General features: G+C 65.5%; 24 protein-coding genes and 1 tRNA gene. 12 read left to right on the forward strand and 13 right to left on the reverse strand.

The window, feature by feature from the left end; translation table 11 throughout:
* Nucleotides 1-875: 875 nt before the first annotated feature.
* From V8683_RS08200 to V8683_RS08220, 5 genes are all read right to left on the reverse strand, one after another.
* Complete coding sequence (locus tag V8683_RS08200) at nt 876-2,489, reverse strand: site-specific integrase (RefSeq protein WP_111442065.1); 1,614 nt, start codon at nt 2,487-2,489, stop codon at nt 876-878.
* Between the two features lie 91 nt (nt 2,490-2,580).
* Nucleotides 2,581-2,657 (reverse strand) — tRNA-Met (locus tag V8683_RS08205).
* A 103-nt stretch (nt 2,658-2,760) separates the two neighbouring features.
* Nucleotides 2,761-4,419 carry an MFS transporter gene (locus V8683_RS08210; RefSeq protein WP_411188546.1) on the reverse strand — a complete coding sequence of 553 codons (1,659 nt, stop codon included), beginning with the start codon at nt 4,417-4,419 and terminating at the stop codon, nt 2,761-2,763.
* A gap of 281 nt (nt 4,420-4,700) precedes the next feature.
* The gene (locus V8683_RS08215; protein ID WP_411188547.1) at nt 4,701-6,260 is read right to left on the reverse strand and encodes a sensor histidine kinase; all 1,560 of its coding nucleotides are present in this window, start codon (nt 6,258-6,260) and stop codon (nt 4,701-4,703) included.
* 12 nt (nt 6,261-6,272) lie between these two features.
* Nucleotides 6,273-7,022: a response regulator transcription factor gene (locus tag V8683_RS08220; RefSeq protein WP_411188548.1), complete on the reverse strand. Its 750-nt coding sequence runs from the start codon at nt 7,020-7,022 to the stop codon at nt 6,273-6,275.
* 206 nt (nt 7,023-7,228) lie between these two features.
* On the opposite strand from V8683_RS08220, the gene recA reads away from it, so the two are divergent.
* The 8 genes from recA (at nt 7,229) to V8683_RS08260 (ending at nt 15,874) form a co-directional block, all read left to right on the forward strand.
* A complete protein-coding gene (gene recA / locus V8683_RS08225; protein ID WP_027794275.1) occupies nt 7,229-8,308 on the forward strand; it encodes a recombinase RecA in 1,080 nt (359 codons plus the stop codon).
* 6 nt (nt 8,309-8,314) lie between these two features.
* The gene (gene recX / locus V8683_RS08230) at nt 8,315-9,133 is read left to right on the forward strand and encodes a recombination regulator RecX (protein ID WP_411188549.1); all 819 of its coding nucleotides are present in this window, start codon (nt 8,315-8,317) and stop codon (nt 9,131-9,133) included.
* Between the two features lie 107 nt (nt 9,134-9,240).
* Nucleotides 9,241-9,942: a DUF2889 domain-containing protein gene (locus tag V8683_RS08235; protein ID WP_411188550.1), complete on the forward strand. Its 702-nt coding sequence runs from the start codon at nt 9,241-9,243 to the stop codon at nt 9,940-9,942.
* Between the two features lie 51 nt (nt 9,943-9,993).
* Nucleotides 9,994-11,160 (forward strand): ADP-forming succinate--CoA ligase subunit beta, encoded by a 1,167-nt coding sequence (gene sucC, locus V8683_RS08240; protein WP_411188551.1) that lies wholly within the window; start codon nt 9,994-9,996, stop codon nt 11,158-11,160.
* Between the two features lie 95 nt (nt 11,161-11,255).
* Entirely contained in the window at nt 11,256-12,137 is an 882-nt protein-coding gene (gene sucD, locus V8683_RS08245; RefSeq protein WP_027794272.1) for a succinate--CoA ligase subunit alpha, read from the forward strand.
* Nucleotides 12,138-12,319: 182 nt separating this feature from the next.
* Nucleotides 12,320-13,036, forward strand: coding sequence for a TerC family protein (locus V8683_RS08250; RefSeq protein WP_411188552.1), 717 nt, complete (start codon nt 12,320-12,322; stop codon nt 13,034-13,036).
* A 205-nt stretch (nt 13,037-13,241) separates the two neighbouring features.
* Complete coding sequence (locus tag V8683_RS08255; protein ID WP_411190499.1) at nt 13,242-13,826, forward strand: pilin; 585 nt, start codon at nt 13,242-13,244, stop codon at nt 13,824-13,826.
* A 251-nt stretch (nt 13,827-14,077) separates the two neighbouring features.
* On the forward strand, nt 14,078-15,874 hold the full coding sequence (locus V8683_RS08260) for a PglL family O-oligosaccharyltransferase (RefSeq protein ID WP_411188553.1): 1,797 nt from the start codon (nt 14,078-14,080) through the stop codon (nt 15,872-15,874).
* A 63-nt stretch (nt 15,875-15,937) separates the two neighbouring features.
* On the opposite strand, the gene V8683_RS08265 is transcribed toward V8683_RS08260, so the two are convergent.
* The 7 genes from V8683_RS08265 to V8683_RS08295 all read right to left on the reverse strand — a co-directional run bounded on the left by V8683_RS08265 (nt 15,938) and on the right by V8683_RS08295 (nt 20,550).
* The gene (locus tag V8683_RS08265) at nt 15,938-16,288 is read right to left on the reverse strand and encodes a nucleotide pyrophosphohydrolase (protein ID WP_411188554.1); all 351 of its coding nucleotides are present in this window, start codon (nt 16,286-16,288) and stop codon (nt 15,938-15,940) included.
* Nucleotides 16,289-16,318: 30 nt separating this feature from the next.
* Nucleotides 16,319-16,798, reverse strand: a complete 480-nt coding sequence (moaC, locus tag V8683_RS08270; protein WP_411188555.1) for a cyclic pyranopterin monophosphate synthase MoaC — start codon at nt 16,796-16,798, stop codon at nt 16,319-16,321.
* Nucleotides 16,799-16,884: 86 nt separating this feature from the next.
* On the reverse strand, nt 16,885-17,484 hold the full coding sequence (locus V8683_RS08275; RefSeq protein WP_411188556.1) for a DUF2946 family protein: 600 nt from the start codon (nt 17,482-17,484) through the stop codon (nt 16,885-16,887).
* Complete coding sequence (locus tag V8683_RS08280; protein WP_411188557.1) at nt 17,477-18,532, reverse strand: hydrolase; 1,056 nt, start codon at nt 18,530-18,532, stop codon at nt 17,477-17,479. Before V8683_RS08280 ends, V8683_RS08275 begins: the two co-directional genes overlap by 8 nt.
* Nucleotides 18,533-18,551: 19 nt before the next feature.
* A complete protein-coding gene (locus V8683_RS08285; RefSeq protein ID WP_411188558.1) occupies nt 18,552-18,998 on the reverse strand; it encodes a nuclear transport factor 2 family protein in 447 nt (148 codons plus the stop codon).
* Nucleotides 18,999-19,113: 115 nt separating this feature from the next.
* Nucleotides 19,114-20,139 carry a lipopolysaccharide heptosyltransferase II gene (gene waaF, locus V8683_RS08290; protein ID WP_411188559.1) on the reverse strand — a complete coding sequence of 342 codons (1,026 nt, stop codon included), beginning with the start codon at nt 20,137-20,139 and terminating at the stop codon, nt 19,114-19,116.
* 216 nt (nt 20,140-20,355) lie between these two features.
* Nucleotides 20,356-20,550, reverse strand: coding sequence for a zinc-finger domain-containing protein (locus tag V8683_RS08295; protein WP_027794262.1), 195 nt, complete (start codon nt 20,548-20,550; stop codon nt 20,356-20,358).
* A gap of 412 nt (nt 20,551-20,962) precedes the next feature.
* Here V8683_RS08295 and V8683_RS08300 point away from each other — a divergent pair, with 412 nt between their 5' ends.
* Nucleotides 20,963-22,162, forward strand: coding sequence for a phosphoglycerate kinase (locus V8683_RS08300; RefSeq protein WP_411188560.1), 1,200 nt, complete (start codon nt 20,963-20,965; stop codon nt 22,160-22,162).
* Here the strand turns inward: V8683_RS08300 and V8683_RS08305 are convergent.
* Nucleotides 22,159-22,548 carry a hypothetical protein gene (locus V8683_RS08305; protein WP_411188561.1) on the reverse strand — a complete coding sequence of 130 codons (390 nt, stop codon included), beginning with the start codon at nt 22,546-22,548 and terminating at the stop codon, nt 22,159-22,161. The two genes, V8683_RS08300 and V8683_RS08305, sit on opposite strands and share 4 nt — an antisense overlap.
* On the opposite strand from V8683_RS08305, the gene pyk reads away from it, so the two are divergent.
* From pyk to V8683_RS08320, 3 genes are all read left to right on the forward strand, one after another.
* A complete protein-coding gene (gene pyk, locus V8683_RS08310) occupies nt 22,547-23,983 on the forward strand; it encodes a pyruvate kinase (RefSeq protein WP_411188562.1) in 1,437 nt (478 codons plus the stop codon). The genes V8683_RS08305 and pyk overlap by 2 nt on opposite strands.
* A gap of 406 nt (nt 23,984-24,389) precedes the next feature.
* Entirely contained in the window at nt 24,390-25,454 is a 1,065-nt protein-coding gene (gene fba / locus V8683_RS08315) for a class II fructose-bisphosphate aldolase (protein ID WP_411188563.1), read from the forward strand.
* 174 nt (nt 25,455-25,628) lie between these two features.
* Nucleotides 25,629-26,519 carry a phosphoribosylaminoimidazolesuccinocarboxamide synthase gene (locus tag V8683_RS08320; protein ID WP_411188564.1) on the forward strand — a complete coding sequence of 297 codons (891 nt, stop codon included), beginning with the start codon at nt 25,629-25,631 and terminating at the stop codon, nt 26,517-26,519.
* The last annotated feature ends 29 nt before the right edge of the window (nt 26,520-26,548 follow it).

Below are 26,548 nucleotides of genomic sequence, written 5' to 3' on the forward strand. Positions count from 1 at the left end.
CTGACGGCTCGGCGTTGCAACGGGTAAGGCGTGATGAGCGGGGAAGTGCCCGGCGACGGCCGGGCCACGGTGCACAACGCCAACAGAGAGGCGCCACCTTCGCGGTGGTGGACAGACCTGGCACCGGCGATGATCGAATCGTGAACTGTCCGTAGTTGGGGAGCGCATCTATCCCAGCCCCGGTAAATGGCACCGTTCAGCAGCATCGAACGGGACGGCCTAAGCGGGTAAGCCCTTCCATGCATGTCGCATATCTTGCGGCGCGCAGGGGAGAGGCTTTCCCGGCTTAGGCCGGGGCGCAGCCCCGGGCTTTGCCGGGACCAGGGGAGCGAAGCAAGGCAAAACCGTACCAATCCCTCGCATGGGCCACCATCAGAGGGCACAGGCGAATGCAACCCGAAGGGTTACAGGCCGAAGGCTCCCCGAAGGGGCACGCGGCCACCATGCCAAGGCACGTCCCCCCCGAAGCACTCCCCGCAGGCGCGCGACAGCGCGCGGCAGAACCCAGAACGGAAAAACGGGCGCGCGGTCGGTTATCCGGCCACGTTCGACGGCCTCATGTGATATTGCAATCGATGCCGAAGCGGTGTAGAAAGTGAGGTGGAACGGCCCACCTGCTGTCACAGGCGGGCCGTTCACCGGTCAGAAGACCGGTGGCGACCACGCCAACATGGCGATCACGGTGATGATCATCACGAGGACGCGGACGCACTGGGACAGCTTCTTGGTCGGAGCCATTGGCTGGACCCTCCACCTCAACGGGTGCTTACCCCGCTGGGCGGATGCTTCGCAGGAAGCACCCGACCCCATTGTACCGAACGCCCTCCTTGGAGGGCGTTTGTTTTAGGGGCTTATGAAAAACGGGCGCGTGCCGCTCAACCGCGTGCGGGACGCGGTTTCCGCGTGGTCTGCAGCGCAATCGTCAGAAACTTGGAGAGCCGTTCCGACAGATCGGCGGACAAGGCTTCGGGATTCACCTCGTCGAACTGCAACAGGTCAAGCGTCTGCTTCGCCAGGAACTCGTCCCCGAACTGACCGGCGTAGTCGCGGTCATGAACATCGCGCGGGGCATGGCCGACCAGTTCCATGCGGGCATCCTTGGCAACGCCAGCTCCCTTCAAGCGCCGGATCAACGTGGTTCGGAACGACGGGAAGGCGTGCCGTCGGCTGTCCTTGATCCCCAACGTCGTCAGGTAGTCCCCAAAGCGCCGCGACGGGTTCTTGGTGTGTTTGCCTTTGGCATCGCGCGGCAGGTGCGGGAAGAGCCGTACCGCGCCACGGTCGCCCAGTTCCAGGGCGTAGGCGATCAGGCCCAACCGGATCAGATCGGGATGGATCGGGGCGGACCGGATGCTGCTGATCGTCTTCACCCGCGTTTCCGTCTCGTCGTCCCCGGTGTGGTCCGGCTGGATGTCGAGGAACCAGCGCCCGGCATCGCCCTGGCGGATGTCCTGCACGCGGGCCTGGGCCAGTTCGTTCATGCGTGCCCCGGTGTAGAGGCCCAGCAGCGGCAGGAAGAAGTCCTCCGGGTTCTGGGCGAAGGCGAGGAACCGGGCGGGCTCGAAGATTTGCCGAAGCGCATCCGGCGGGAACGGCAGGTAGCCTCGCCCGGCGTTGCTTTTGAGGCGTTGGGTTTTCGACATCTTGACCTGGCCGACCGTGGGGTTCTCGCCCTTGAACTGCCGGGCCTCAATCGCCCAGGTGAAAAACCCGCTCAGGATCAGCCGCTGTTGCCGCCGGGTTTGGTCGCTGATGACGTCTGACGGACGCTCGTTCCGGGCCTGGGCCTTGGCGACGAAATGACGGGCTTCCTGGCCTTGAAAATCCCTGTCCCGGCGCTTCTCGTAGTTCTTCGGCAGCCATTGCAGGAACTCGAAGTAGCCCCGCATGAAGTCCCAGGTGCACATGCCGATCGGGGTCTCGTCGCCGGCCCAACGGAGGAACGTTGCCAGTCCGTTCGTGTAGTCCTTCATGCTCGCGGGCGAGATCTCCCCCTGCTTGCTGTCGAGGTACAGCCGCACGCATTCGGACAGGCGCTTGGTCTTGGTGGCCGCGCGCATGGCGGCCAACTCGTCCAGGTCCGCTAGTTCCTTGTCCGTGGGTTCGGCGGGCGGGAGGGTGAACGGGGCAATCAGGTCTTTCAAGACGGCCTGATCGCGCTGCAAGGTCTCCGGCGTCGTGTCGTCCAGTTCGATCCGTTCCGCCCGGAACTGCCCTTGCGTGACTTGCAGCCCGTGGATCGTCAGTTGTTGGATGTCGTCGGGTGAGAGGGCCAGCAGATCGGCCAGGGCGGGTTTCTTGAGCATCGCAAAGCGGGCGTTGAGCAGGTAGGCCAGCAGTTTAGCGCGCTCGGGATCGCGGGTGCGCAGGGACCGCCAGACCTCTTTCTTGCCGGCAACGGCGGCGAGGTGCGGGGGCAGGACGATGCGGAAGTGGAAGACGCCGTAGGCGGTACGGCGCAGATGCGACGGCAGGAAGGGCGTCAGCATGGTGGCGAACTCTCGATGGAGACGCACCCCGAGATGTTTTGCCACACGCCAGAATGAGAAAAGGCCTTGCAAAGCAAGGCCTTTTCGTATTTGGTGGCGAATCAGGGATTCGAACCCCGGACCTGCGGATTATGATTCCGTCGCTCTAACCGACTGAGCTAATTCGCCGAAGAAGATAATTATGCAGAGCCCTCCGGGCACTGTCAACCCCTGCCCAATAACTTTTTCGCGAAGGCGATCCGGCCAGCCAGCCCGAATCGCCTCGCGCGCCTCAATCCTCCGCGTAAATATTCGAGTCCTTGGTTTCCTTGAGGAACAGCATCCCGATCACGAAGGTTCCCAGTGCGATGATGATCGGATACCACAGCCCGGAGTAAATATCGCCCTTGGCCGCCACGATCGCGAACGCGGTAGCGGGCAGGAACCCGCCAAACCACCCATTGCCAATGTGATACGGCAACGACATCGAGGTGTAGCGAATCCGCGTGGGAAACATCTCCACCAGCATCGCCGCGATCGGCCCGTACACCATCGTCACGAAGATCACGAGGATCGCCAGGATCACCACGGTCATCGGCCAGTTCAACTGCGACGGGTCCGCCTTGGCCGGATAGCCTGCCGCCTTCAACGTGCCCGAAAGCGTCTTCTCGAACGCCGCGCCTTTTTCCTTGGCGTCTTCCGCCTTGCCGTTATAGGTGTCGATCACGGTGTCGCCCACCTTGATCTGCGCCATCGTGCCCGCCGGCGCCGCCACGTTCGAGTAGTTCAGGCCCGCTTTCGACAGCGCGCTCTTGGCGATGTCGCACGAGGACGTGAACTTCGACGTGCCCACCGGATTGAACTGGAACGAGCACTCGTCCGGGTTCGCGATCACGACGATCGGCGCGCGCTGCGTCGCGGCTTCGAGTGCGGGGTTCGCGAAGTGCGTGAGCGCCTTGAAGAGCGGGAAGTAGGCGAGCGCGGCGATCAGGCAGCCGGCCATGATGATGGGCTTGCGGCCGATCTTGTCCGAGAGCGAGCCGAAGAACAGGAAGAACGGCGTGCCGATCAGGAGTGCCAGCGCGATCAGGATGTTGGCGCTTGCGCCGTCCACCTTGAGCGTCTGCGTGAGGAAGAAGAGCGTGTAGAACTGGCCCGTGTACCAGACCACGGCCTGGCCGGCGGTCAGGCCGATCAGGGCGAGAATCACGATCTTCAGGTTTTTCCACTGGCCGAATGCTTCGGTGAGCGGCGCCTTCGACACCTTGCCCTCGGCCTTGATGCGCTTGAACGCCGGCGATTCGTCGAGTTGCAGGCGGATCCAGACGGAGACGGCGAGCAGCAGGATCGACGCGACGAACGGAATGCGCCATGCCCATGCGGCGAACTGTTCTTCGCCCACGGACTGGCGCACGCCCAGGATCACGAGCAGCGAGAGGAACAGGCCGAGCGTCGCGGTGGTCTGGATCCACGAGGTGTAGAAGCCGCGGCGTCCGGGCGGCGCGTGCTCGGCCACGTAGGTCGCGGCGCCGCCGTATTCGCCGCCGAGCGCGAGGCCCTGCAGGAGGCGCATGGCGATGAAGATCACGGGCGAGGCGATGCCGATCGCGGCATAGCCGGGCAGGAAGCCGACCACGAAGGTGGAGAGACCCATGATCACGATGGTCACGAGGAACGTGTGCTTGCGGCCGACGAGGTCGCCGAGCCGCCCGAACACGATGGCGCCGAACGGGCGTACCGCGAAGCCGGCCGCGAAGCCGAGCAGGGTGAAGATGAAGCCCGCGGTGGGATTGACGCCGGAAAAGAAGCTCTTGCTGATGAAGGCCGCGAGCGAGCCGGCCAGATAGAAGTCATACCACTCGAACACGGTGCCGAGCGACGACGCGAAGATCACGCGTTTTTCGTCGTTTGTCATCGGCGCGTGCGATAGCTGTCCGCCTACGGTTGCCATGTATGTCTCCAGTTTTGATATGCGTGGGGTCCGTCGGGCGAGGGGCATGCGGTCCCGGCAGTCCTGCGAAGCATTATTGGAATGGAAACTTACTGGGTTCTGACGTACGTTCAGGCTACGGGTAAGCGTGGGGTGAATGGGGCTCAATCACCAAAGATCGCGCAATATACGGATATTTGATCAATATTTATCGCTATCGTCGGCCAACATCATAATTCGGCAGGTGTCGATTCAAGATGGATAAGGGTAAGTCCCATCCTGAATTTCCTGACGCCGCGGGCTTATCCGGCGTCGCGAAGCCGCAGCGTCACGCGCACGAGCGTTCCCGCAAGCCGCGGCGACTGCTGGTAGACGTTGTCGTCGATGGCGAGGGTGCCGCCGTGCATCGTCGCGATTTCGCGGACGATGGCGAGGCCGAGCCCGCTGCCGTCGCCCTCGCGGCCGAGGATCCGGTAGAAGCGTTCGATTACGCGTTCGCGTTCGGCGGCCGGAATGCCGAGGCCCGTATCCTCGACTTCCAGGTGCACGAGACGCGCATCCGGCTCCGGGCGCACGCGCACGGTGATCCGTCCGCCCGGCGGCGTGTAGCGGATGGCGTTGTCGATGAGGTTCGAAAGCATTTCGCGCAGCATCACCGGGTTGCCGTCGACTTCCAGCGCCGCGCTGTCCTCTTCGTCGCCGCCGCCGCGCGGTCCTTCGTAGCCAAGATCCATCCGCTTCGCGAGGGCCGGCTGGACCCAGTCGCGCACGGCGTGACGCGCGACTTCGGCCGCGTCGACGGGCGTGAAGATCTGTCCCGAGATGCGGTTCTCCGCGCGCGCAAGCACCAGCAGTTGCGTGACGAGCCGTGCGGCATGTTCGGAACTGGTCGCGATCTGCTCGAGCGAGCGATGGACCTCGGGCGAGACGTCCTGGCGCAGCGCCAGTTCGGCCTGGGTTCGCAGGCCCGCGAGCGGGGTCTTCATCTGATGGGCCGCATCGGCGATAAAGCGCTTCTGCAGTTCCATGTTCTGTTCGAGGCGCGTCAGCAGATCGTTGAACGACGTGACGAGCGGCTCGATCTCGGGCGGCGCGCGGCGCGCCTCCAGCGGCGAGAGGTCGTCGGGCCGGCGCATGCGGATATTCGACTGCAGCGCGTGCAGCGGTGCGAGCCCTCGCGAGAGCCCGAACCACACGAGCACGATCGCGAGCGGCAGGATCACGAACTGCGGCAGGATCACGCCCTTGATGATGTCGTTGGCGAGCTGGCGGCGTTTGTCGAGTGTCTCCGCCACCTGGACGAGCACCGGTTGCGCTCTGCCCGACTGCGGCAGCGCCACCGTCGTGTAGGCGACGCGAATGTCGATGCCGTGCAGCGTGTCGTCGCGGAATTCGACGAGACCCGGCGGCGGCCGGTCGTCCTCGTGCGGCAACGGCATGTCGCGGTCCCCGGCGACGAGTTCGCCGCGGCCGCCCAGCACCTGATAGAACGTGCGGTCGATGTTGTCGGCGCCGATTAGCTCGCTCGCCGCGGCGGGTAGCGACAGTTCGGCCACGCCGTTGACGGGCTGGATATGGCGCGCGAGTACATAGGCGTCGGTTTCGAGCGCGCGGTCGAAGGGCCCGTTCGCGATCGACTTCGCGACCAGATAGGTCACGGCGATGCTCATCGGCCAGAGCAGCAGGAGCGGCGCGAGCATCCAGTCGAGGATCTCGCCGAAGAGCGAGCGAGGCCGCGTCTGGGCGGCGGCCTCGGTTTCGTCGGGCGGGGCGAACGGGTTCGCGTAGCGGGCGTCGCGCGCGCTGTCGTCGAGGGTGTCGGCTGGCGGCGCGGAGCGCGTGGCGTGGGCGGGCTCAGCCATCTTCCCGCCCGGCTATTTGAAGTAGTGGCTGGCCGGCATGGCCGGCGGCGCGTTCGTCCCGGCGGCCGGGGTGGCCGCGGTGCCGTTCGGCGTGCCCTGTTCCTTCTCGAGGCAATAGCCCAGCCCGCGCACGGTCACGATGCGCACGCCGCCCGCTTCGACCTTCTTGCGCAGCCTGTGCACATAGACCTCGATGGCGTTGTTGCTGACCTCCTCCCCCCATTCGCAGAGATGATCGACGAGCTGTTCCTTGGAGACCAGCCGCCCTGGCCGCTGCAGCAGCACTTCGAGGAGACCCAGTTCGCGCGCCGAAAGATCGATCACCTGGTCGTTGATGCGCGCCACGCGGCCGACCTGGTCGAAGGAGAGCGCGCCGTGGCGCACGACCGTCGGGCCGCCGCCCGCGCCGCGCCGCGTGAGCGCACGCACGCGCGCCTCCAGCTCATTGAGCGCGAAAGGCTTGGCCATATAGTCGTCGGCGCCGAGGTCGAGGCCCTTGACGCGCTCGTCCACGCTGTCGGCGGCGGTGAGGATCAGTACCGGAAGGTTCGAGTTGCGCGCGCGCAGGCGGCGCAGCACTTCGAGGCCCGGCATTTTCGGCAGGCCGAGATCGAGGATCAGCAGGTCGAAGGTTTGCATGGAGAGCGCGGTGTCGGCGTCCGCGCCGCTCTTCACGTGATCAACGGCATAGCCCGATTGGCGGAGTGATCGAACGAGACCATCCGCGAGTATGCTGTCGTCTTCGGCAATGAGAATTCGCATGGTGCGCCGGCGCCTTCGCCAGGTCTCCAGGCCCGCGCCGGGCTTGCGCGGCGCGTGGCGGTCTCCCGAAATTTCGCGGTTTTGGCAAGCTTGGGGCTTGCTAAAACCACTGTTTTTTTATACAGTGTCTGCGTTCGTGCGCGTAAGCCAACCAGGGGGCTCGCGCATCGTCACGAGACGCCGTTCATCATAGCAAAGGACGATTCATGGAAGATAGCAAGAAAGGCTCGGCTGGGCTGACTGCTGAAAAGAGCAAGGCGCTGGCCGCCGCGCTCGCGCAGATCGAAAAGCAGTTCGGCAAGGGGTCGATCATGCGACTCGGCGATGGTGAGGCAGTCGAGAACATCCAGGTGGTCTCCACCGGTTCGCTCGGCCTCGACATCGCGCTCGGCGTGGGTGGCCTGCCGCGCGGCCGCGTGGTCGAGATCTACGGTCCGGAATCGTCGGGTAAAACCACGCTCACGCTCCAGGTGATCGCCGAACTGCAGAAGATCGGCGGCACGGCGGCGTTCATCGACGCGGAACACGCGCTCGACGTGCAGTACGCCTCGAAGCTCGGCGTGAACGTGCCGGAGCTGCTCATTTCGCAGCCTGACACGGGCGAGCAGGCGCTCGAAATTGCCGACGCGCTCGTGCGCTCGGGCTCGATCGACATGATCGTGATCGACTCGGTCGCGGCGCTCGTGCCGAAGGCCGAAATCGAAGGCGAAATGGGCGACTCGCTGCCGGGTCTGCAGGCCCGCCTGATGTCGCAGGCGCTGCGCAAGCTTACCGGCACGATCAAGAAGACGAACTGCATGGTGATCTTCATCAACCAGATTCGCATGAAGATCGGCGTGATGTTCGGCAACCCGGAAACCACCACGGGCGGCAACGCGCTCAAGTTCTACGCGTCGGTGCGTCTGGACATTCGCCGCATTGGCTCGATCAAGAAGAACGACGAAGTGATCGGCAGCGAAACGCGCGTGAAGGTCGTGAAGAACAAGGTTTCGCCGCCGTTCCGCGAGGCCGTGTTCGACATCCTCTACGGCGAAGGCATCTCGCGTCAGGGCGAAATCATCGACCTCGGCGTGCAGGCCAAGATCGTCGACAAGGCAGGTGCGTGGTACAGCTATAACGGCGAGCGCATCGGCCAGGGCAAGGACAACGCGCGCGAATTCCTGCGCGAAAATGCGGACATCGCGCGCGAGATCGAAAACCGCATCCGCGAGTCGCTCGGCGTGAGCGCGATGCCCGCCGGCGTCAACGATTCCGACGAAGTCGAAATCGCGGACGAAGAAGAGTAATCCGTCGTGATCCGCAAGGGCCGGTCCGCATCGGCGCCACCGGCGCCAACCGAAGCGGGTCGCCCGCGGGATCCGCGCGCGCCTGGCGGTCCGCACGAGCCTTTCGAGCAGGTTGGCGCGCCCGGCGGTCCGATCGACGCCCAGTTTGGCGGACCTTTCGGCGCCGCTTTCGATGAGTTCGAGTCGTCGTTCGGGGCCTTCGAATCGGCCGACGATGCGCCGCAGGCAGACCGCTTCGAACGCACGTCGAGCGCACGCGCCGCTCGTTCGGCCGCGAGGGGCGGCGAGCCTGCCGCCCCTGCTACTCCTGGCACCAGGTTCGAACGCACCTCCGAATCCCGCAAGGAACGCGCGCCTGCCGCATCCCAGCGCCCTGGCCCCTCTCTCAAGGGCCGCGCGCTCGCTTACCTCTCACGCCGCGAGTACAGCCGGGCGGAACTCTCGCGCAAGCTGATGCCGTACACGGACAACGCCGACGAACTCGAGGCCCTGCTCGATTCGCTCGTCCGCGAGGCCTGGCTCTCCGACGCGCGCTTTGCCGAAAGCATCATCCATCGTCGCGCCGCCCGTCTTGGCGCTACGCGCATCGTCGGCGAACTCAAGCGCCACGCCGTCGGCGACACGCTTATCGAAGAGGTGAGCGCGCAGTTGCGCGAGACCGAGCTTGTCCGCGCCCGCGCTGTCTGGCAAAAGAAGTACGGCACGCTGCCCGAGACGCCCGCCGAACGCGCGCGACAAGCTCGCTTTCTCGCTGCGCGCGGTTTTTCGATGGCGATCATCGGCAAGATCCTGAAAGGCATCGAGGACGACGGGTTCGAAAATTGAGACTGCAAGGATCCCGTAAGTCCCTGAGCGGGCTGTATGTTCGGGGCAGTGTCAAATACCCGGTATGCTAAAATCCAAAGGTTTTCCCATCCGGTCTTAGCCTTAGCATGCCGCTTTCCCCGCCCGCGCCCCGCCAACTGCGCCACCAGCGTGCAATCCGGGCGGTCGCCTATGAGCGCGAAGACGGCTTGTGGGACATCGACGCGTGTCTGACCGATCACAAGCCACGCGACGTGCCGCTCGCCGCCGGTGTCCGGCCCGAAGGTCTGCCGATCCATGAACTCTGGCTCCGCATCACGATCGATCGCAAGCTCAACGTCGTCGACGCCGAAGCGTCGTCCGACTGGGTGCCCTACGACGGTCAGTGCCAGAACGCCAATCCCGCCTATCGTGCCCTCATCGGGCTCAATCTCCTCCAGAATTTCCGCCGCGAAGCGGGCCGGCGACTCGCCGGAACGGCTGGCTGCACGCATCTCACCGAGATGCTGGGCGTGCTGCCGACCGCCGCCGTGCAGGCGTTCGTCGGGGAGGTCTGGCGTGCCGGAGACGATTCGAAGGGCGAAGGGAAGCGCGAAGACGCGGGACCGGAAATCGGCAAGACGGCCGACGGCGACGCCGCCGGCGAGAAGCCGCCTTTCCAGCTAGGCCGCTGCCATGCGCTGCGGTTCGACGGCGAGGCGGTGAAGCAGTTTTATCCGCGCTGGTATGGCCACGTGCCGCGCTCCATCGAGCGCGGGGCGGACGCCGCCGGCGTGCGCGACGAAGGCCCGGGCCGCGAGGGCAGGGCCGACGCCGTCACGCATGAATAACAACAGCGGAAACGAAGTTCAATCCAACTCTCAGACTGAAGGGAATCACGCATGAAGATTCACGAGTACCAGGGTAAGGAAATCCTGCGGAAATTCGGCGTCGCGGTACCGCGCGGCAAACCGGTGTTTTCGGTGGATGACGCGGTCAAGGCCGCTGAAGAGCTGGGTGGCCCGGTGTGGGTCGTCAAGGCGCAGATCCACGCTGGCGGCCGAGGCAAGGGCGGCGGCGTGAAGGTCGCGAAGTCGCTGGACCAGGTCCGCGAGTACGCGAACCAGATCCTCGGCATGCAGCTCGTCACGCACCAGACCGGTCCGGAAGGCCAGAAGGTCAACCGTCTGCTGATCGAAGAAGGCGCTGACATCAAGAAGGAACTGTATGTCGGCCTCGTGCTCGATCGCGTCTCGCAGAAGATCGTCGTGATGGCGTCGAGCGAAGGCGGCATGGACATCGAAGAAGTCGCCGAAAAGACGCCGGAAGCGATCCACAAGGTCGCCGTCGACCCGGTCACCGGGCTGAAGGACGCCGAAGCGGACGACCTCGCCCGCAAGATCGGCGTGCCGGAAGGCTCGATCCCGCAAGCGCGCGCGATCCTGCAAGGCCTGTACAAGGCGACGTGGGAAACGGACGCCTCGCTGGCCGAAATCAACCCGCTGATCATCACCGGCGACGGCAAGGTCATCGCGCTCGACGCGAAGTTCAACTTCGACGCGAACGCGCTGTTCCGCCACCCGGAAATCGTCGCGTACCGAGATCTGGACGAAGAAGATCCGGCCGAAGTCGAAGCCTCGAAGTTCGACCTCGCCTACATCTCGCTCGACGGCAACATCGGCTGTCTCGTGAACGGCGCAGGCCTCGCCATGGCGACGATGGACACCATCAAGCTGTTCGGCGGCGAGCCGGCGAACTTCCTCGACGTCGGCGGCGGCGCCACGACCGAGAAGGTCACGGAAGCTTTCAAGCTGATGCTGAAGAACCCGGGCCTGAAGGCGATTCTCGTGAACATCTTCGGCGGCATCATGCGCTGCGACGTGATCGCAGAAGGCGTGATCGCCGGTTCGAAGGCCGTGAACCTGAACGTGCCGCTCGTCGTGCGCATGAAGGGCACGAACGAAGACCTCGGCAAGAAGATGCTGGCCGAATCGGGCCTGCCGATCATCTCGGCGGACAGCATGGAAGAAGCCGCGCAGAAGGTCGTCGCGGCTGCCGAAGGCAAGTAATTCTCACCGGTACGTATGGCGCGGCGGCGGCGCGAACGGCAGTGTGAAAGCACGGTCGATGCGACGCGCGGCGCCAGGCAAACAGAGGTCAATACATGTCGATTCTGATCAACAAAGACACCAAGGTCATCACGCAGGGCATCACCGGCAAGACCGGTCAGTTCCACACGCGCGCCTGCCGTGAGTACGCCAACGGCCGCGAAGCGTTTGTCGCCGGCGTGAACCCGAAGAAGGCCGGCGAGGACTTCGAAGGGATTCCCATCTACGCGAACGTGCGTGAAGCGAAGGAAGCGACCGGCGCGACCGTGTCGGTCATCTATGTGCCGCCCGCAGGCGCAGCCGCCGCGATCTGGGAAGCCGTCGAGGCCGATCTCGATCTCGCGATCTGCATCACGGAAGGCATTCCGGTTCGCGACATGCTGGAAGTGCGCGACCGTATGCGCCGCGAAAACCGCAAGACGCTGCTCCTCGGACCGAACTGCCCCGGCACCATCACGCCGGACGAGCTGAAGATCGGCATCATGCCGGGTCACATCCACAAGAAGGGCCGCATCGGCGTCGTGTCGCGTTCGGGCACGCTGACGTATGAAGCCGTGGGCCAGCTCTCGGCACTCGGCCTCGGCCAGTCGTCGGCTGTCGGTATCGGCGGCGACCCGATCAACGGTCTGAAGCACATCGACGTCATGAAGATGTTCAACGACGATCCGGATACGGACGCCGTGATCATGATCGGCGAGATCGGCGGTCCGGACGAAGCGAACGCCGCTTACTGGATCAAGGACAACATGAAGAAGCCGGTCGTCGGCTTCATCGCGGGCGTCACGGCGCCTCCGGGCAAGCGCATGGGCCACGCCGGCGCGCTGATCTCGGGCGGTGCGGATACGGCCGACGCGAAGCTGGAAATCATGGACGGCTGCGGCATCAAGGTGACGCGCAACCCGTCGGAAATGGGCCGTCTGCTGAAGTCGATCCTGTAATTTTCGAGAATCGGCGGCGCTCGCGCAGCACCCAGGCGCGGGTGGCCGGCGTTTTTTGATATGCTTGCGGAATCCTTTCACGAGGTTTCCGGACAAAAGCGAGGGAGCCAGTCATGGCCCCTCGCTTTTTTATTGGCTGCGCCTGCTAGCGGCCACTTTCTCACGGTCCCGCCGTCGCCTTCATGCCCGAGTTCTTCGCGTCGCTCCATTGGGGCGCTGTGCTCCAGATCATCGTCATCGACATCCTGCTCGGCGGCGACAACGCCGTCGTGATCGCGCTCGCATGCCGCGACCTGCCGGCGCAGCAGCGCCTGCGCGGCATCATCTGGGGCACGGCGGGCGCAATCGCGCTGCGGGTCGTGCTGATCGCGTTCGCTGTCGTGCTGCTCAACGTGCCCTTGCTGAAGTTCACGGGCGGCTTGCTGCTGCTGTGGATCGGCGTGCGGTTGCTCGCGCCCGCGCATCTCGAACACGACAACGTGAAGCCCGCGGAGAAGCTGATCGGCGCGATCAAGACGATCATCGTCGCCGATGCGGTGATGAGCGTCGACAACGTCGTGGCGATTGCGGGCGCCGCCGAGGCCGCCGATCCCGCGCATCGGATCGGCCTCGTGATCTTCGGGCTGATGGTGAGCATTCCGCTCATCGTGTGGGGCAGCCAACTGGTGCTGCGGCTGCTGGACCGCTTTCCCGTCATCGTCACGCTGGGCGCCGCGCTGCTCGGCTGGATCGCCGGCGGGTTGATCGTCAACGATCCGGCCGGCGACCGCTGGCCGCTGCTCGATACGCCGCTCGCCGAATACGGCATGTGTGTGGCCGGCGCCGTGTTCGTCGTGGCGGTGGGACTCGCGTTGAAGCGCCGCAATGCGCGGCGCGCGCAGTCCGCCAGTTCATCCTGACGCGCGGATTTTCATGGCCTGGGCGCAGCCTTCGCGACGCTCAGGCCATTCGGCCGACTGCCCGGCGGCCTGACCCGCCGATACGATCAAAACGCCTGTTCACGACCGTGAGCAGGCGTTTCTTGTTTCAGGAGCCCTGATGATGATCGTATCCGTACTCGCTGCGAGCCCACCCGCAGCCCTTGCCGCCCTCGCGCGCTGGTTTTTGTTCCATGCGTCTTCGCGCGCCGCCACGCTGGCTTCGGCCAGGTTCGCCCGGTTCGCGCGGCGCGTCGTGGTTCAAGGCTTCACGCTGATCGAACTGATGATCGTGCTTGCCATCGTCGGCGTCATCGCCGCCTATGCCATACCTGCCTATCAGGATTATCTTGCGCGCAGCCGCGTCGGCGAGGGACTCTCGCTCGCGTCGTCGGCACGGCTCGCGGTTGCGGAAAACGCGGCGAGCGGCACCGCGTTCTCGGCCGGTTTCTCCACGCCGCCGGCTACGCGCAACGTCGAATCGGTGCAGGTCGACGACGCCACGGGGCAGATCACGGTTGCCTTCACGACGCGCGTCGCACCCGCCGGAAGCAATACGCTCGTACTCGTGCCCTCGGTACCCGACAACGCGGAAGCTCCCACCGCCCGCGTCGCGCTCTCGCAAGGCAGCGTCCAGTCGGGCACGGTTACGTGGGAGTGCTTCGCGGCCGGCAAGACGGCTTCGTCGCTGGGCGCGCCGGGCTCCGGACCGGCACCGGCCGAAGCGGCAACGCTGCCGTCGAATCTCGCGCCGCCGGAGTGCCGCGCTTGATGAGACTTGATGTGCGAAGGCATTCGCCCAGGTAACGAGAGCAGGGTCGCGCTTTCTCGCGAGATCCGCTTTCCGCGCTTCGCGCCGTCGTCATGCAAGGCGACGGCGCGTCCCGGCAACCTGCTGGCCGGAGGCGGGGCACGCGCAAGCGGCCTCAAATCGGCATGCGCAAGACGCAGTAACCTTCCCGGTCCGCAAATCGCGCGAAAAGTCTTGTATAGTGCGCCGGTTGCTGATGCCCCCGCTTACCCATGCCTTCCACTTTTGCGCGCTATCTTACGTTCTTCTTGCTGGCCGTTGCGTTGACGCTTCCCTATGCGGTCGTCGCTCACACGTATCCTATCCCGACGTTCTACGCCGAATACGTAGCGCTGGCGCTCTGGCTGCTGGTCGGCGCGTCCGTGGTGCTGCTCGCGTTCCCGGCGCGGTCTACGGCCGAATTCGCCACGCCCACGGTCGGGCTCGTGCCGCTCGCCTTTGGTCTGCTGCTGGTTGCGCAGACCATCATGCTGCCGGTCGCGCAGCCGTCCATGAACTGGCTCGGCGCTGGCTATCTGCTCGCGGCCCTGATGGTCACGTATGCGGGCTACGGCATCGCGCGCGCGCGCCTGACCGAGACCGCGATGGTCTGGGCCGCCGCGGCGCTCATGGTCGGCGGCGCGTTCGCGGTGTTCTGCCAGGTCATCCAGCTCTTTCATCTCGAAACGAAGGTCACGCCGCTCGTCGTTGCCTACAACGTGACGTTCGATCGCCGGCCGTTCGGCAATATGGCGCAGGCCAACCACCTTGCTACCTATATCGCGTTCGCGATGGCAGCCGGCCTCTTTCTCGTGCAGACGCGCCGCTTGCCGCTCGTGATCTGGGCCGTGCTCTCCGCGGTCTACGCGGGCGGCCTCGCGCTCACGGTTTCGCGCGGCCCCTGGCTGCAGATTGCCGTCATCGTCGTCGCCGGCTTCTGGATTGCGCTCGCGCTCACGCGCCATGACGGCGCGCAGGCGGGCGGGCGGCGCGGCCCGCGCAACTGGCTCTTGCCGGTCGTGCTGCTGCTGATCTTCATCGGCGTCAATGCGTTCGTGCGCTGGGCCAACGTCCGCTACGGGCTGCAGCTCGACCAGTCCGCCGCCGACCGCTTCAAGGACGCCGGCCAGATCGCGCCGCGCATCGCCCTCTGGCGCTATGGGCTGACGATGTTCAAGACGCATCCGGTTCTCGGCGTCGGCTGGGGCGATTTCCCGATCCACCAGTTCGAACTTGCGCGCTCGCTCGGCGGCGTGGAGATCGCGAACAACTCGCACGACGTTTTTATCGACCTGCTCGCCAAGACCGGCGTGATCGGCTGCGGCATCGTCCTGCTGGGTCTCGTTGCGTGGTTCGTGCGCGCGCTGCGCGTGCCCCATACGCCCGAGCGCGTGTTCGGCTTCATGCTGATCGGCGTGCTGGCCATGCATGCGCTCGTCGAATATCCGCAGCAGTACATGTTCTTCCTGCTGCCCGCGATGTTCGTGTTCGGCGTGCTCGAAACGCGTCCGCTGCGCTTCGTACCGTCCCGCCTGTCGTTCGGCGCGTTCGCGGTGGTGGTGTTCGGCGGTCTCGCCGCGCTTTACCCGGTCGTGCAGGACTATCACCGTGCTGAGGTGCTGTATTACGGCGAACGTCCGGCCCAGCAATACAGCGAAGCCCCGTCGTTCCTGTTTAGCGCGTGGGGAGACTACGGCATGGCCACGTTGATGCCGATGGATGCGGCGAATCTCCCGGCGAAGCTCGCGGCGCATCAGCGCGCGATTGCGCTGCTGCCGGGCGAGACCGTGCTGCGCCGCTATGCGGTCCTGCAGGCGCTGAACGGCGATACGGCCGGCGCATTCGACACGGTTGCGCGTCTGAAGATTTTCGCGGCCGAGTTGCACGACTGGCCGACGCAGCAAGCCGCGCTTTACGGTTTGTGCGACGAGCAGCCTGCGCTGAAAGACTTCAAGGCGCAGCTCGTGAAGCAGTACGGCAATCCGCCGAAGCAGATCGACGAGGATGACGACGACGATTCCGACGATTGACAGGCTGGTGAGACGGGGCGGGTGAGGCCGTTGGCGGGCCGGCTGCCGGCCCGCCGGCCCGAATCAAAGTGCGGAATATTTCGTGGCGTTTCCTCTGGCCTTGTCCACCGGATAGCGCTCGGCATTGAGCTTCAGCTTCTCGGAAGCCGCATCGAGGAGATTGATTCCTGCCCGATGCGCGACCAGCAGCAGGTAGATGAACACATCGGCGCATTCATGCCTGATGTGGTCGAGCTGCTTCGGGTCGCGAAGCAGGGCTTCGATCTCCGAATCGGTTTTCCACTGTATCGTCTCCAGCAGTTCCCCAGCCTCGATGCTGGTGGAGACAATCAGGTTGCGCAGCGTATGGAATTGCTCCCAGTCGCGCTCGTCGCGAAATGCCAGCACCTGCTTGAGCAGTTCTTCGATCGTCATAGCCCCATCCTGGACGTGTAACCCGGCGGCTCAGTTCTGCGCCACCCAATCTCCCGACTTCCCGCCATGCTTCTCCATCACCTTGACGTCGGTGATGGTCATGCCGCGATCCACGGCCTTGCACATGTCGTAGACGGTTAGCAGTCCGACCTGCACGGCGGTCAGCGCTTCCATCTCCACGCCGGTCCGGCCGAACGTTTCCACCTGCGCCGTGCAATGCACACCGGGCAGCGTCTCGTCGAGCGCGAAGTCCACCTTCACGCGCGTGATCGCGAGCGGATGGCAAAGCGGAATCAGGTCCGACGTGCGTTTCGCGCCCTGGATGGCAGCGATGCGCGCGACGCCGATCACGTCGCCTTTTTTCGCCGCGCCGTCGCGGATCAGCGCGAACGTCGCGGGCAGCATGCGAATGGTTCCGCGCGCGACGGCAATGCGCTTCGTCTCGGCTTTGTCGCCGACATCGACCATATGCGCGTCGCCGGTGGCATCGAAATGAGTGAGTTCAGGCATGGTTGGCTCTCTGTTTATTGAAGGCGCATATCCTGGCAGCGTCGCCCGGCTTGACCGGCGCCTGGCGTCTTGCCGTCCGGTCCGGATCAAGCGGCCGCGGCTTCTCGCGCGGGACTCGCGATGAAGCCGAAACGCGCGGGCACGTCCGCACGCCGGATGGGCATGATCGGCAGGGCGTCGGCGTCGGTACGCCACATGAAGTGCCCGCTTTGGCCGTCGTCGGCGAGCGTGGCGTGGTCGGTGAACAGATCGAGATCGTGGTCGTGGAGCAGGGCCACGTGGCCCGATCCGCTCGCCGCGCCGCAAGCTGCCTCGACGAGCAGCACGCTGCCTGATTCATCCACCCAGACGCCGGCGGGTGAGAGCGGCTGGCCGGTCTGGTCCGTGAGCGCGAGCGCACCGTTCGCATCCGTTGCGAGCCGCACGACGAACGGCGTGTATTCCAGCTCGACGTACACGCGCTGCGGTCCGTTCTGGAAATACCACTGCCCGCGCGCGTCGCACTCGTAATTGCGGTTGATGAATCCGATCAGCGCTTCGTGGCGGATCGCCGTGCCAGGCGCCCCGGCGGCCTGATCGGCCTCGTCGCGCAGGCGCCAGTGGCCGCGCGCATCGAGGCGCAGCCAGCCGGTGCAGTGCGGCACGTTGGGCCAGCGCGCGAGCGCCTGTTTGACGATCTCATCCATGGGTGACAAAGCCCGCAAGCCAACTGGTCACGCGTTGCGAGAGCCAGCCGGAGCGGCCCGGAAACGGCCCGGTCATGAAGCCGACATGCCCGCCATGTTCGGGCTGCTCCAGTTCGACGGCAGTGCTTACCGCGTGGCGGCCGGGCAGCGCGTGGCCAGGCAGGAACGGATCGTTGCGCGCGTTGAGCACGAGCGTCGGCACGACGATTTCAGTGAGGCGCGGCTTGACCGTCGCCTGGGTCCAGTAGTCGTGCACGTCGCGAAAGCCGTGCAGCGGCGCCGTGACGACATTGTCGAATTCGCCCATCGTGCGGCTCGCGAGCATGGCCTCTTTGTCGAAGAGACCGGGATACTGCCCGAGCTTCTGGAGCGCCTTCACCTTGAGCGTTTTGAGGAAGCTCTGCGTGTAGACCCTGCCGAAGCCTTGCGAGAGCATCCTGCCGCCCGCGTGGACGTCGAGCGGCGCCGAGATCGCGGCGGCAGCGGCCACGATGGCGGCATCCTCGCGCTGCTGCGCGAGCCAGTGCAGCAGGACGTTGCCGCCCAGCGAGACGCCCGCCGCGACGAGCGGTCCGCCATGGCGCGCGGCGAGGCGGCGCAGCATCCAGTCCAGTTCGTTGGCGTCCGCGAGGTGGTAGAAACGCGGCAGCAGGTTCAGCGGGCCGCTGCAACTGCGAAAATGCGGAATCACGGCATGCCAGCCGAGCGCGGCGGCGGCCGCCGCCAGCGAGCGCGCGTAGTGCGAGCCCGAGCCGCCCTCCAGGCCGTGAAAGAGCACGAAGAGCGGGGCCTCGGGGGCAAGGCGCGTGCTTCGCGCGGGCTCGACCCAGTCGAGTTCGATGAAGTCGCCGTCGGGCGTGTCCCAGCGTTCGCGGCGATAAGCCGGCAGCGGCAGCCGCGAGAAGAGAGCGGGGACGATGGTTTGCGCATGAGCGCCAGGCAGCCAGAAGGGGGCGCAATAGGCGCCGGCTCGCGATGCCCCGACGGCGCGCGCCGCCGCGGCCACCGGCGCGCGGGTATCGGCGGGCCTGTCCTCGGTCGTACTCATGGCGGTGCTTCCGGGCGTATCAGTGCAGCGCGCCCTGACCGTGGCGCAGCTTGGCGGAGAACTGGGTCGCCGCATCGTCGGGCATGCGGCTCGCGTGGATATGGGCGATGCGCCATTCGCCGCGCTCATGAACCATCACGTAGGTCGTAAAGACCATTGCGGGTATGGCTTTCGGATCGACCGGGCGATGCGCTTCGACGATCGCGTAGACCACCGTGCCGAGGCTGTCGTAGACGCGGATATCGAGCGGCTCGATCGAGACCGGCGCCGCTTCGAGCTGCGTGGCGAGCCCCGCGCGAATGTTCGGCAGACCATGCAGATGCGAGCCGTCCGCGCAGATGCAGCTCACGAATTCCTCGTCGATCCACAAGCCCATCAAGCTGTCGATATTGACCTCCGCGACGGCCTGGTAGTACGCGTTGAGGGTGTCCGCGGCGGCTTCGAAGATGTGGGCGAAACGTGGCATGGCTCGTTGGTCTGTTGCGCCGGAGCGCGGGTTGGCGAATCGACACTCGCGAATCGACACGGGATTTCGCTGCCGCGAGCATGCCGATATCGCGAGACACTCCTGTGACGCGCGCCTAGCGCTGGCCGAGCAGCATGCCGCGCAGATCGCCGAACACCTGTTCCGGGCTCAGTTCGCGCAGACAGTTCAGATGCCCGAGCGGGCATTCGCGCTGGAAACACGGGCTGCAATCGAGATGCAGCCATTGTACCTTTGCGAGTTCCGACAAGGGCGGTGTGTGGCGCGGATCCGTCGAACCGTAGAGCGCGACGAGCGGGCGGCGGAGCGCGGCGGCGACGTGCATGAGGCCCGAATCGTTCGTGACCACGGCGCTCGCCCGCGAGATCAACGCGCAGGCTTCGCCAAGCGCGGTCTGGCCGCACAGGTTGCGCACGTTCGCAGCCCGGTCGGCGATGGCCTGCGCGAGCGGCGCATCCTTCGGAGAACCGAGCGCGATGATCTGCGCGTACGGGAACGACTGCCCCACCATCTGCGCGAGCGCCGCGAAGTGCTCGGGCGGCCAGCGCTTCGCGGGGCCGTACTCTGCGCCGGGGCAGAACACCAGCAGCGGCACGCGCGTGTCGAGGTGAAAGCGCGCCGAGACGCGCGAGGCCTCGTTCGGATCCGATTCGAGGCGCGGCATCGGCAGGTCGTCGGGCACGGTCGCGCCGGGCGCCCATGCGAGCGCGGCGTAGTGCTTGACCATGGGCGGCCGCTCGTCCTTCGGCGGATTCGCGTGGCGCACGTTCAGGAAGCCGTAGCGGTTCTCGCCCGTGTAGCCGATGCGCAGCGGAATGTTCGCGAGCCACGGAATCAGCGCGGACTTGAGGGAGTTCGGCAGCACGTAGACGGCGTCATAGCGCACGTCGCGCAAGTCGGCCGCCAGCTGCCAGCGGCGCAACAGTTGCAGCTTGCCGTGGGCGAGGTCCGTGGCGTAGACGTCGCGGATCTCGGGCATGCGTTCGAGCACGGGCGCAACCCACGTGGGCGCGACTGCATCGATCGCAATGCGCGGATGCAGTTTTACGAGCCGCGAAAGGAGCGGCTGCGCCATCAGTGCGTCACCGATCCAGTTCGGTGCGATTACCAGCGCGCGGCGCATCGTGTGTCGGAGTCCGGAAATGACAAAGGTTCCGCGCGCGCTTTGGCGAGCAGGAACACGGTTAGCGGGGAAACGCGCCGTGGGGCGCGCAGGCGTTGGCGGCAAGCCGCCCGCGGTTGTGCGGGCGGGGGCCGGCGAAACAAGGGCGTTGCCGTTCGCGTGCGGCGCGTCGGCCGGCGCGAGGCCTGCCGGCGCCGGCCGCGCGCTCGATCGCGCTCAATGGCCGTGCACGACCTCGCCCTCGCGCAGCTTGTAGCGCGTGCTGCAGTACGGGCAGCGCGCTTCGCCGTGCGTCACGTCGATAAAGACGCGCGGATGGTTGCTCCAGCGCGGCATCGACGGATTCGGGCAATACGCCGGCAGATCCTTGGCCGAGAGTTCGACCAGCGGCATTTCCTTGATTTCGCTCATGAGGACAATTCTCGTAATGCGCTTTGTTAAGCCATGACACCGCGAACGTCGTGAAACCCGCGGCCGGCAAAACGCGTATTTTAGCGTCATTTGGCGTCAGCACGGGCGCGCGGGCGTTTTTGTTGCGATGCACAATCCTGCGAAAAAATGCCGGAGTCCTGCAGCAACCGCCCAAATACGGGACATTCGCGCGAGCACGTCTCTGATCGTCCTGGCTATCGGCTAAAATACCGATCTCGCAATTCGATGCCGGCGTCTGTCAGGTAACGAGCAGCGACCCGAGACAGCGTCAGACCGGATCCCGCGCCGTGCAGACTGAGAGTGCCACCGTAGTGCCAGCCGAGTACCACCTGAGCAGGCCGCCTCGCATCGTGTTGCCACCGCCTTCCCACCATCACGCACAGTCAAGTCCATGAACAAGGTTCTGCGTCTCTCCGATCTGATCTCCGAAGGCAAACTCAACGGCAAGCGGGTGTTCATCCGCGCCGACCTGAACGTGCCGCAGGACGATCAGGGCAACATCACCGAAGACACCCGCGTCCGCGCCTCCGTGCCGGCCATCAAGGCCGCGCTCGACGCCGGCGCCGCCGTCATGGTCACGTCGCACCTCGGCCGTCCGACCGAAGGCGAGTTCAAGCCCGAAGACTCGCTCGCGCCCGTCGCGAAGCGCCTTTCGGAGCTGCTCGGCCGCGAAGTGCCGCTCGTTGCGAACTGGGTCGAGAACGGCGTGAACGTCGCGCCGGGCAACGTCGTGCTGCTCGAGAACTGCCGCGTCAACAAGGGCGAGAAGAAGAATTCGGACGAGCTTGCCCAGAAGATGGCGAAGCTCTGCGACATCTACGTGAACGACGCGTTCGGCACGGCGCACCGCGCCGAAGCCACGACTTACGGCATCGCGAAGTACGCGCCCATCGCCTGCGCGGGCCCGCTGCTCGCCGCCGAGCTCGATGCGCTCGGCAAGGCGCTCGGCGCGCCGAAGCGCCCGCTCGTGGCGATCGTCGCGGGTTCGAAGGTCTCGACCAAGCTCACGATCCTCGAATCGCTCGCCGAGAAGGTGGACCAGCTGATCGTCGGCGGCGGCATCGCCAATACGTTCATGCTCGCGGCCGGTCTCAAGATCGGCAAGTCGCTCGCGGAAGCCGACCTCGTCGACCAGGCGAAAGCGATCATCGACGCGGCGCGCGCGCGCGGCGCCTCTGTGCCGATCCCGAGCGACGTGGTGACCGCGAAGGAGTTCTCGCCGACCGCCAAGGCCGAGATCAAGGCCGTGGCCGACGTTGCCGACGACGACATGATCCTCGACATCGGCCCGCAAACCGCGAAGGCGCTCGCCTCGCAGCTGCAGCAGGCCGGCACGATCGTGTGGAACGGCCCGGTGGGCGTGTTCGAGTTCGACCAGTTCGGCAACGGCACGAAGACGCTCGCGGACTCGATCGCCAGTTCCGGTGCGTTCTCGATCGCGGGCGGCGGCGACACGCTCGCGGCCATCGCGAAGTACGGCATTCACGACAAGGTCAGCTATATCTCGACGGGCGGCGGCGCTTTCCTCGAATTCCTCGAGGGCAAGAAGCTGCCGGCCGTGGAAGTGCTCGAAACGCGGGCGGCCGGTTAAGTGGCGCCCCGCGCCCCGGCGGCAAAGGCAGCCGCAAAACCGGCCCGTGCGCGCGCGAAGTCGCGCACGGCAGCCTCAACGGGGCGCGACGCGCGCCCGGTAGCATCGTCCGAAGCGCCGGTGGCGGCGCTGGCGGACGCAGAATCCCCGGCGGCCGCCGCGGGCGCGGCGCGCGATGGCGCGCTGGCGGCCCGTGCGCATGCCGCCCCGACGGAGCCGGCGCGCGAGGCGGGAACGTCCGCCGCGCGCGTGGCGCCGTCGCACAAAGCGACGCCGGGTCTCACCGGCGCGCGTTCCGGCCAGGCCGCACGTGCGGCCGAGCCGGCCAGCAGCCCTTCTCGCAGCAACGCTTCTTCCAGCGATTCTTTCCAGACGAGGAGATTCATGCATCGCGCCACCAAGATAGTCGCCACCATCGGTCCGGCCTCCAGCTCGCCGGACGTCCTGCAGAAAATGATTCATGCGGGACTGGACGTGGTGCGTCTCAACTTCTCGCACGGCACGGCTGACGACCATCGCCAGCGCGCCGAAACCGTGCGGGAGTGTGCCCGCAGGGCCGGTCGCGAAGTCGCGATCATGGCCGATCTGCAGGGCCCGAAAATTCGCGTCGGCAAGTTCGAGAACGGCAAGACGCTGCTCGAGCCGGGCCAGCCCTTCATCCTCGACGCCGAGTGCGAGCTCGGCAACGACGAGCGCGTGGGCCTCGATTACAAGGATCTGCCGCGCGACCTGAAACCGAACGACGTGTTGCTGCTCAACGACGGCCTGCTCGTGCTCGACGTCGTGCGCGTGATCGGCAGCGAGATCCACACGACGGTGCGTGTGGGCGGCGAGCTCTCGAACAACAAGGGCATCAACCGTCAGGGCGGGGGCCTCACGGCGCCGGCGCTGACGGCGAAGGATATGGAGGACATCCGCACGGCCATGTCGCTCGGCGCGGATTTCGTCGCCGTGTCGTTCCCGAAGAACGCCACCGACATGGAAATGGCGCGCCAGCTCGCGAACATCGCGGGCGCGCCGTACGGCATCAAGCCGAAGATGATCGCGAAGATCGAGCGCGCCGAGGCGATTCCGGTGCTGCAGGAGATTCTCGATTCGTCGGACGGCATCATGGTCGCCCGCGGCGACCTCGCGGTCGAAGTCGGCAACGCCGCGGTGCCCGCGCTGCAAAAGCGCATGATCCGCATGGCGCGCGAGTCGAACAAGCTCGTCATCACGGCCACGCAGATGATGGAGTCGATGATCCACGCCCCGGTGCCTACGCGCGCGGAAGTGTCGGACGTCGCCAACGCCGTGCTCGACGGCACCGACGCCGTGATGCTTTCGGCCGAATCGGCTGCGGGCAAGTACCCGGTGCAGACCATCGAGGCGATGTCGGCCATCTGCCTCGAAGCCGAAAAGTCGGAGCAGTCCGAGCTCGACAAGGACTTCCTCGACCGCACCTTCACGCGCATCGACCAGTCGATCGCCATGGGCGCGCTCTTCACGGCCTACCACCTCGGTGCCAAGGCGATCGTGGCGCTCACGGAGTCGGGCTCGACGGCACTGTGGATGTCGCGCCACTGGACGCACGTGCCGATCTTCGCGCTCACGCCGCGCGCGGGCAGCGAACGGGCGATGTCGCTCTACCGCAATGTCACGCCGCTGCATCTGGACACGAGCAACGACCAGGACACGGCGCTCCAGCAGGCGGTCGAGGCCGTGGTGAGCAAGGGTTACGCGGCGCGCGGCGACATGATCGTGCTGACCTGCGGCGAGCCGATGGGCCAGGCGGGCGGCACCAACACGCTGAAGATCGTGCGCGTGGGCGACGCACTGTAAGCTGCCGGCGCCTGCTTTCGCCTGGATTTCGAGACAGGTGAGGGCAGCGCCGCCCTGGCACTTATCTGGTGCCATACTGGTATCACACTGGCGCCAGATGGGTGCTACTTCGCCGCCATTTAGGCGCTATTTGAGCGCCTTTTCGCCGCAAATGCGGCCCGCGAGCAGCGATGCCGCGCGCGGGCTGTCAATCTCTTTTGCACATTCTTTCCGTTTCTGACGTAGAGACACGCCATTTTCGTGCCAATTACGTGTCTGGCGCCGGGCGCGGTGCCGCTTCGCGATAAAATCCCAAAATTGAGCCCTCGACGAGCACGCGGGCGGCGGCCTTTGGGTCGCCTTTGACCGGCCGCGTCAGATGGCCGGCGAAACGCAGGATTTCGTTTCATATCAAAGGAGTAGCACAATGCCTCTCGTTTCAATGCGTCAACTGCTCGACCACGCGGCTGAACACGGCTACGGTCTGCCGGCGTTCAACGTGAACAATCTGGAACAAGTCCAGGCCATCATGGCCGCGGCCGACCAGGTGGGTTCGCCGGTGATCATGCAGGCGTCGGCGGGCGCGCGCAAATATGCGGGCGAACCGTTTCTGCGCCACCTGATCGAAGCCGCCGTCGAGTCGTATCCGCATATTCCCGTCGTGATGCACCAGGACCACGGCCAGTCGCCGGCGGTCTGCACGGCGGCGATCCGCAGCGGTTTCACCAGCGTCATGATGGACGGCTCGCTCGAAGCCGACGGCAAGACGGTGGCATCTTACGATTACAACGTCGAAGTGTCGCGCAAAGTCGTGGAAATGGCGCACTCGATCGGCGTGACGGTGGAAGCGGAACTGGGCGTGCTCGGTTCGCTGGAAACGATGAAGGGCGACAAGGAAGACGGTCACGGCGCCGAAGGCACGATGACGCGCGAGCAGCTCCTGACCGATCCGGAGCAGGCCGCCGACTTCGTGAAGCTGACGCAATGCGACGCGCTCGCGATTGCGATCGGCACCTCGCATGGCGCCTACAAGTTTTCGAAAAAGCCCACGGGCGATATCCTGTCGATCCAGCGCATCAAGGAAATCCATGCGCGCATTCCGAACACGCACCTCGTGATGCACGGGTCGTCGTCGGTGCCGCAGGAACTGCTGGCCGAGATCCGCGAGTTCGGCGGCGACATGAAGGAAACCTACGGCGTGCCGGTGGAGGAGATCCAGGAAGGCATCCGTCACGGCGTGCGCAAGATCAACATCGACACGGACCTGCGCCTCGCGATTACCGGTGCGATCCGTCGCTACATGTACCAGAATCCGTCGAAGTTCGATCCGCGCGACTACCTGAAGCCGGCCCGCGAAGCGGCGAAGAAGGTGTGCCTGGACCGCTTCCTGGCGTTCGGCTGCGAAGGCCAGGCGGGCAAGATCAAGCCCGTGTCGCTGGACAAGATCGCCGAGAAGTACAAGTCGGGCGAGCTTGCGCAGATCGTTCGCTAACGAGCGCGGGTTTGCCTGGAAAGAGGCCTGGCCGGCACGGCGGGCCCCTTGCCGAAGCATTGCAGGATCGTCGCCGTTTCCGCAGGTTGGGGAAACGGCGACAAGCTTTTTGATTTACCCTATTGGTCCGGTTTTCCCACCGGTCCCGCCACGTTCTCATAGCGAAACACGACGATGTCTACCCTTTACGAATCCACGCTCCGCTCGCTGCCGCTTCTCGGCCGCGGCAAGGTCCGCGACAACTATGCCGTGGGCAACGACAAGCTGCTGATCGTCACCACCGACCGCCTTTCGGCATTCGACGTGATCATGGGCGAGCCGATTCCGAAGAAGGGCCAGGTGCTCAACCAGATGGCCGATTTCTGGTTCGAGAAGCTGAAGCACGTCGTGCCGAACCACCTCACGGACATCGCGCCCGAGACGGTCGTGGCGGCGGACGAAGCGGAGCAGGTGAAGGGCCGCGCGGTCGTCGTGAAGCGCCTGGAGCCGATCCTCGTCGAGGCCGTGGTGCGCGGCTACCTGGCCGGCAGCGGCTGGAAGGACTACCAGGCGACGGGCGCCGTGTGTGGCGTGGAGCTGCCGCCGGGTCTGCAGAACGCACAGAAGCTGCCCGAGCCGATCTTCACGCCCGCGGCGAAGGCCGAAATGGGCCACCACGACGAGAACATCACCTACGAAGAGATGGAGCGCCGCATCGGCACCGAGCTGTCGCGCACCATCAAAGCAATTTCGATCAGGCTGTACCAGGAAGCGGCCGACTACGCCGCGACGCGCGGCATCATCATCGCCGACACGAAGTTCGAATTCGGTCTCGACAACCACGGCCAGCTCTATTTGATGGACGAGGCGCTTACCGCCGACTCGTCGCGCTTCTGGCCGGCCGATCAGTACCAGGTGGGCTCGAACCCGCCGTCGTTCGACAAGCAGTTCGTGCGCGACTGGCTCGAAACCCAGGACTGGAAGAAGGAGCCGCCGGCGCCGAAGTTGCCCGACGAAGTGGTCGAGAAGACCTCGGCGAAGTATCAGGAAGCGCTTGAGCGCCTGACCGGCCAGAAGCTGGCGTAAAACTGTGAAGAAGCGGGGAAGAGAAGGCA

The organism is Paraburkholderia sp. AV2 (genome assembly GCF_054968425.1).

What these genes read in the sequence shown, in the direction of transcription:
- V8683_RS08200 (WP_111442065.1), bottom strand. Translation starts at nt 2,489, where the DNA reads ATGCTGACGCCCTTCCTGCCGTCGCATCTGCGCCGTACCGCCTACGGC.
- V8683_RS08210 (WP_411188546.1), bottom strand. Translation starts at nt 4,419, where the DNA reads ATGGCAACCGTAGGCGGACAGCTATCGCACGCGCCGATGACAAACGAC.
- V8683_RS08215 (WP_411188547.1), bottom strand. Translation starts at nt 6,260, where the DNA reads ATGGCTGAGCCCGCCCACGCCACGCGCTCCGCGCCGCCAGCCGACACC.
- V8683_RS08220 (WP_411188548.1), bottom strand. Translation starts at nt 7,022, where the DNA reads ATGCGAATTCTCATTGCCGAAGACGACAGCATACTCGCGGATGGTCTC.
- recA (WP_027794275.1), top strand. Translation starts at nt 7,229, where the DNA reads ATGGAAGATAGCAAGAAAGGCTCGGCTGGGCTGACTGCTGAAAAGAGC.
- V8683_RS08235 (WP_411188550.1), top strand. Translation starts at nt 9,241, where the DNA reads ATGCCGCTTTCCCCGCCCGCGCCCCGCCAACTGCGCCACCAGCGTGCA.
- sucC (WP_411188551.1), top strand. Translation starts at nt 9,994, where the DNA reads ATGAAGATTCACGAGTACCAGGGTAAGGAAATCCTGCGGAAATTCGGC.
- sucD (WP_027794272.1), top strand. Translation starts at nt 11,256, where the DNA reads ATGTCGATTCTGATCAACAAAGACACCAAGGTCATCACGCAGGGCATC.
- V8683_RS08250 (WP_411188552.1), top strand. Translation starts at nt 12,320, where the DNA reads ATGCCCGAGTTCTTCGCGTCGCTCCATTGGGGCGCTGTGCTCCAGATC.
- V8683_RS08260 (WP_411188553.1), top strand. Translation starts at nt 14,078, where the DNA reads ATGCCTTCCACTTTTGCGCGCTATCTTACGTTCTTCTTGCTGGCCGTT.
- V8683_RS08265 (WP_411188554.1), bottom strand. Translation starts at nt 16,288, where the DNA reads ATGACGATCGAAGAACTGCTCAAGCAGGTGCTGGCATTTCGCGACGAG.
- moaC (WP_411188555.1), bottom strand. Translation starts at nt 16,798, where the DNA reads ATGCCTGAACTCACTCATTTCGATGCCACCGGCGACGCGCATATGGTC.
- V8683_RS08275 (WP_411188556.1), bottom strand. Translation starts at nt 17,484, where the DNA reads ATGGATGAGATCGTCAAACAGGCGCTCGCGCGCTGGCCCAACGTGCCG.
- V8683_RS08280 (WP_411188557.1), bottom strand. Translation starts at nt 18,532, where the DNA reads ATGAGTACGACCGAGGACAGGCCCGCCGATACCCGCGCGCCGGTGGCC.
- V8683_RS08285 (WP_411188558.1), bottom strand. Translation starts at nt 18,998, where the DNA reads ATGCCACGTTTCGCCCACATCTTCGAAGCCGCCGCGGACACCCTCAAC.
- waaF (WP_411188559.1), bottom strand. Translation starts at nt 20,139, where the DNA reads ATGCGCCGCGCGCTGGTAATCGCACCGAACTGGATCGGTGACGCACTG.
- V8683_RS08295 (WP_027794262.1), bottom strand. Translation starts at nt 20,550, where the DNA reads ATGAGCGAAATCAAGGAAATGCCGCTGGTCGAACTCTCGGCCAAGGAT.
- V8683_RS08300 (WP_411188560.1), top strand. Translation starts at nt 20,963, where the DNA reads ATGAACAAGGTTCTGCGTCTCTCCGATCTGATCTCCGAAGGCAAACTC.
- pyk (WP_411188562.1), top strand. Translation starts at nt 22,547, where the DNA reads ATGCATCGCGCCACCAAGATAGTCGCCACCATCGGTCCGGCCTCCAGC.
- V8683_RS08305 (WP_411188561.1), bottom strand. Translation starts at nt 22,548, where the DNA reads ATGAATCTCCTCGTCTGGAAAGAATCGCTGGAAGAAGCGTTGCTGCGA.
- fba (WP_411188563.1), top strand. Translation starts at nt 24,390, where the DNA reads ATGCCTCTCGTTTCAATGCGTCAACTGCTCGACCACGCGGCTGAACAC.
- V8683_RS08320 (WP_411188564.1), top strand. Translation starts at nt 25,629, where the DNA reads ATGTCTACCCTTTACGAATCCACGCTCCGCTCGCTGCCGCTTCTCGGC.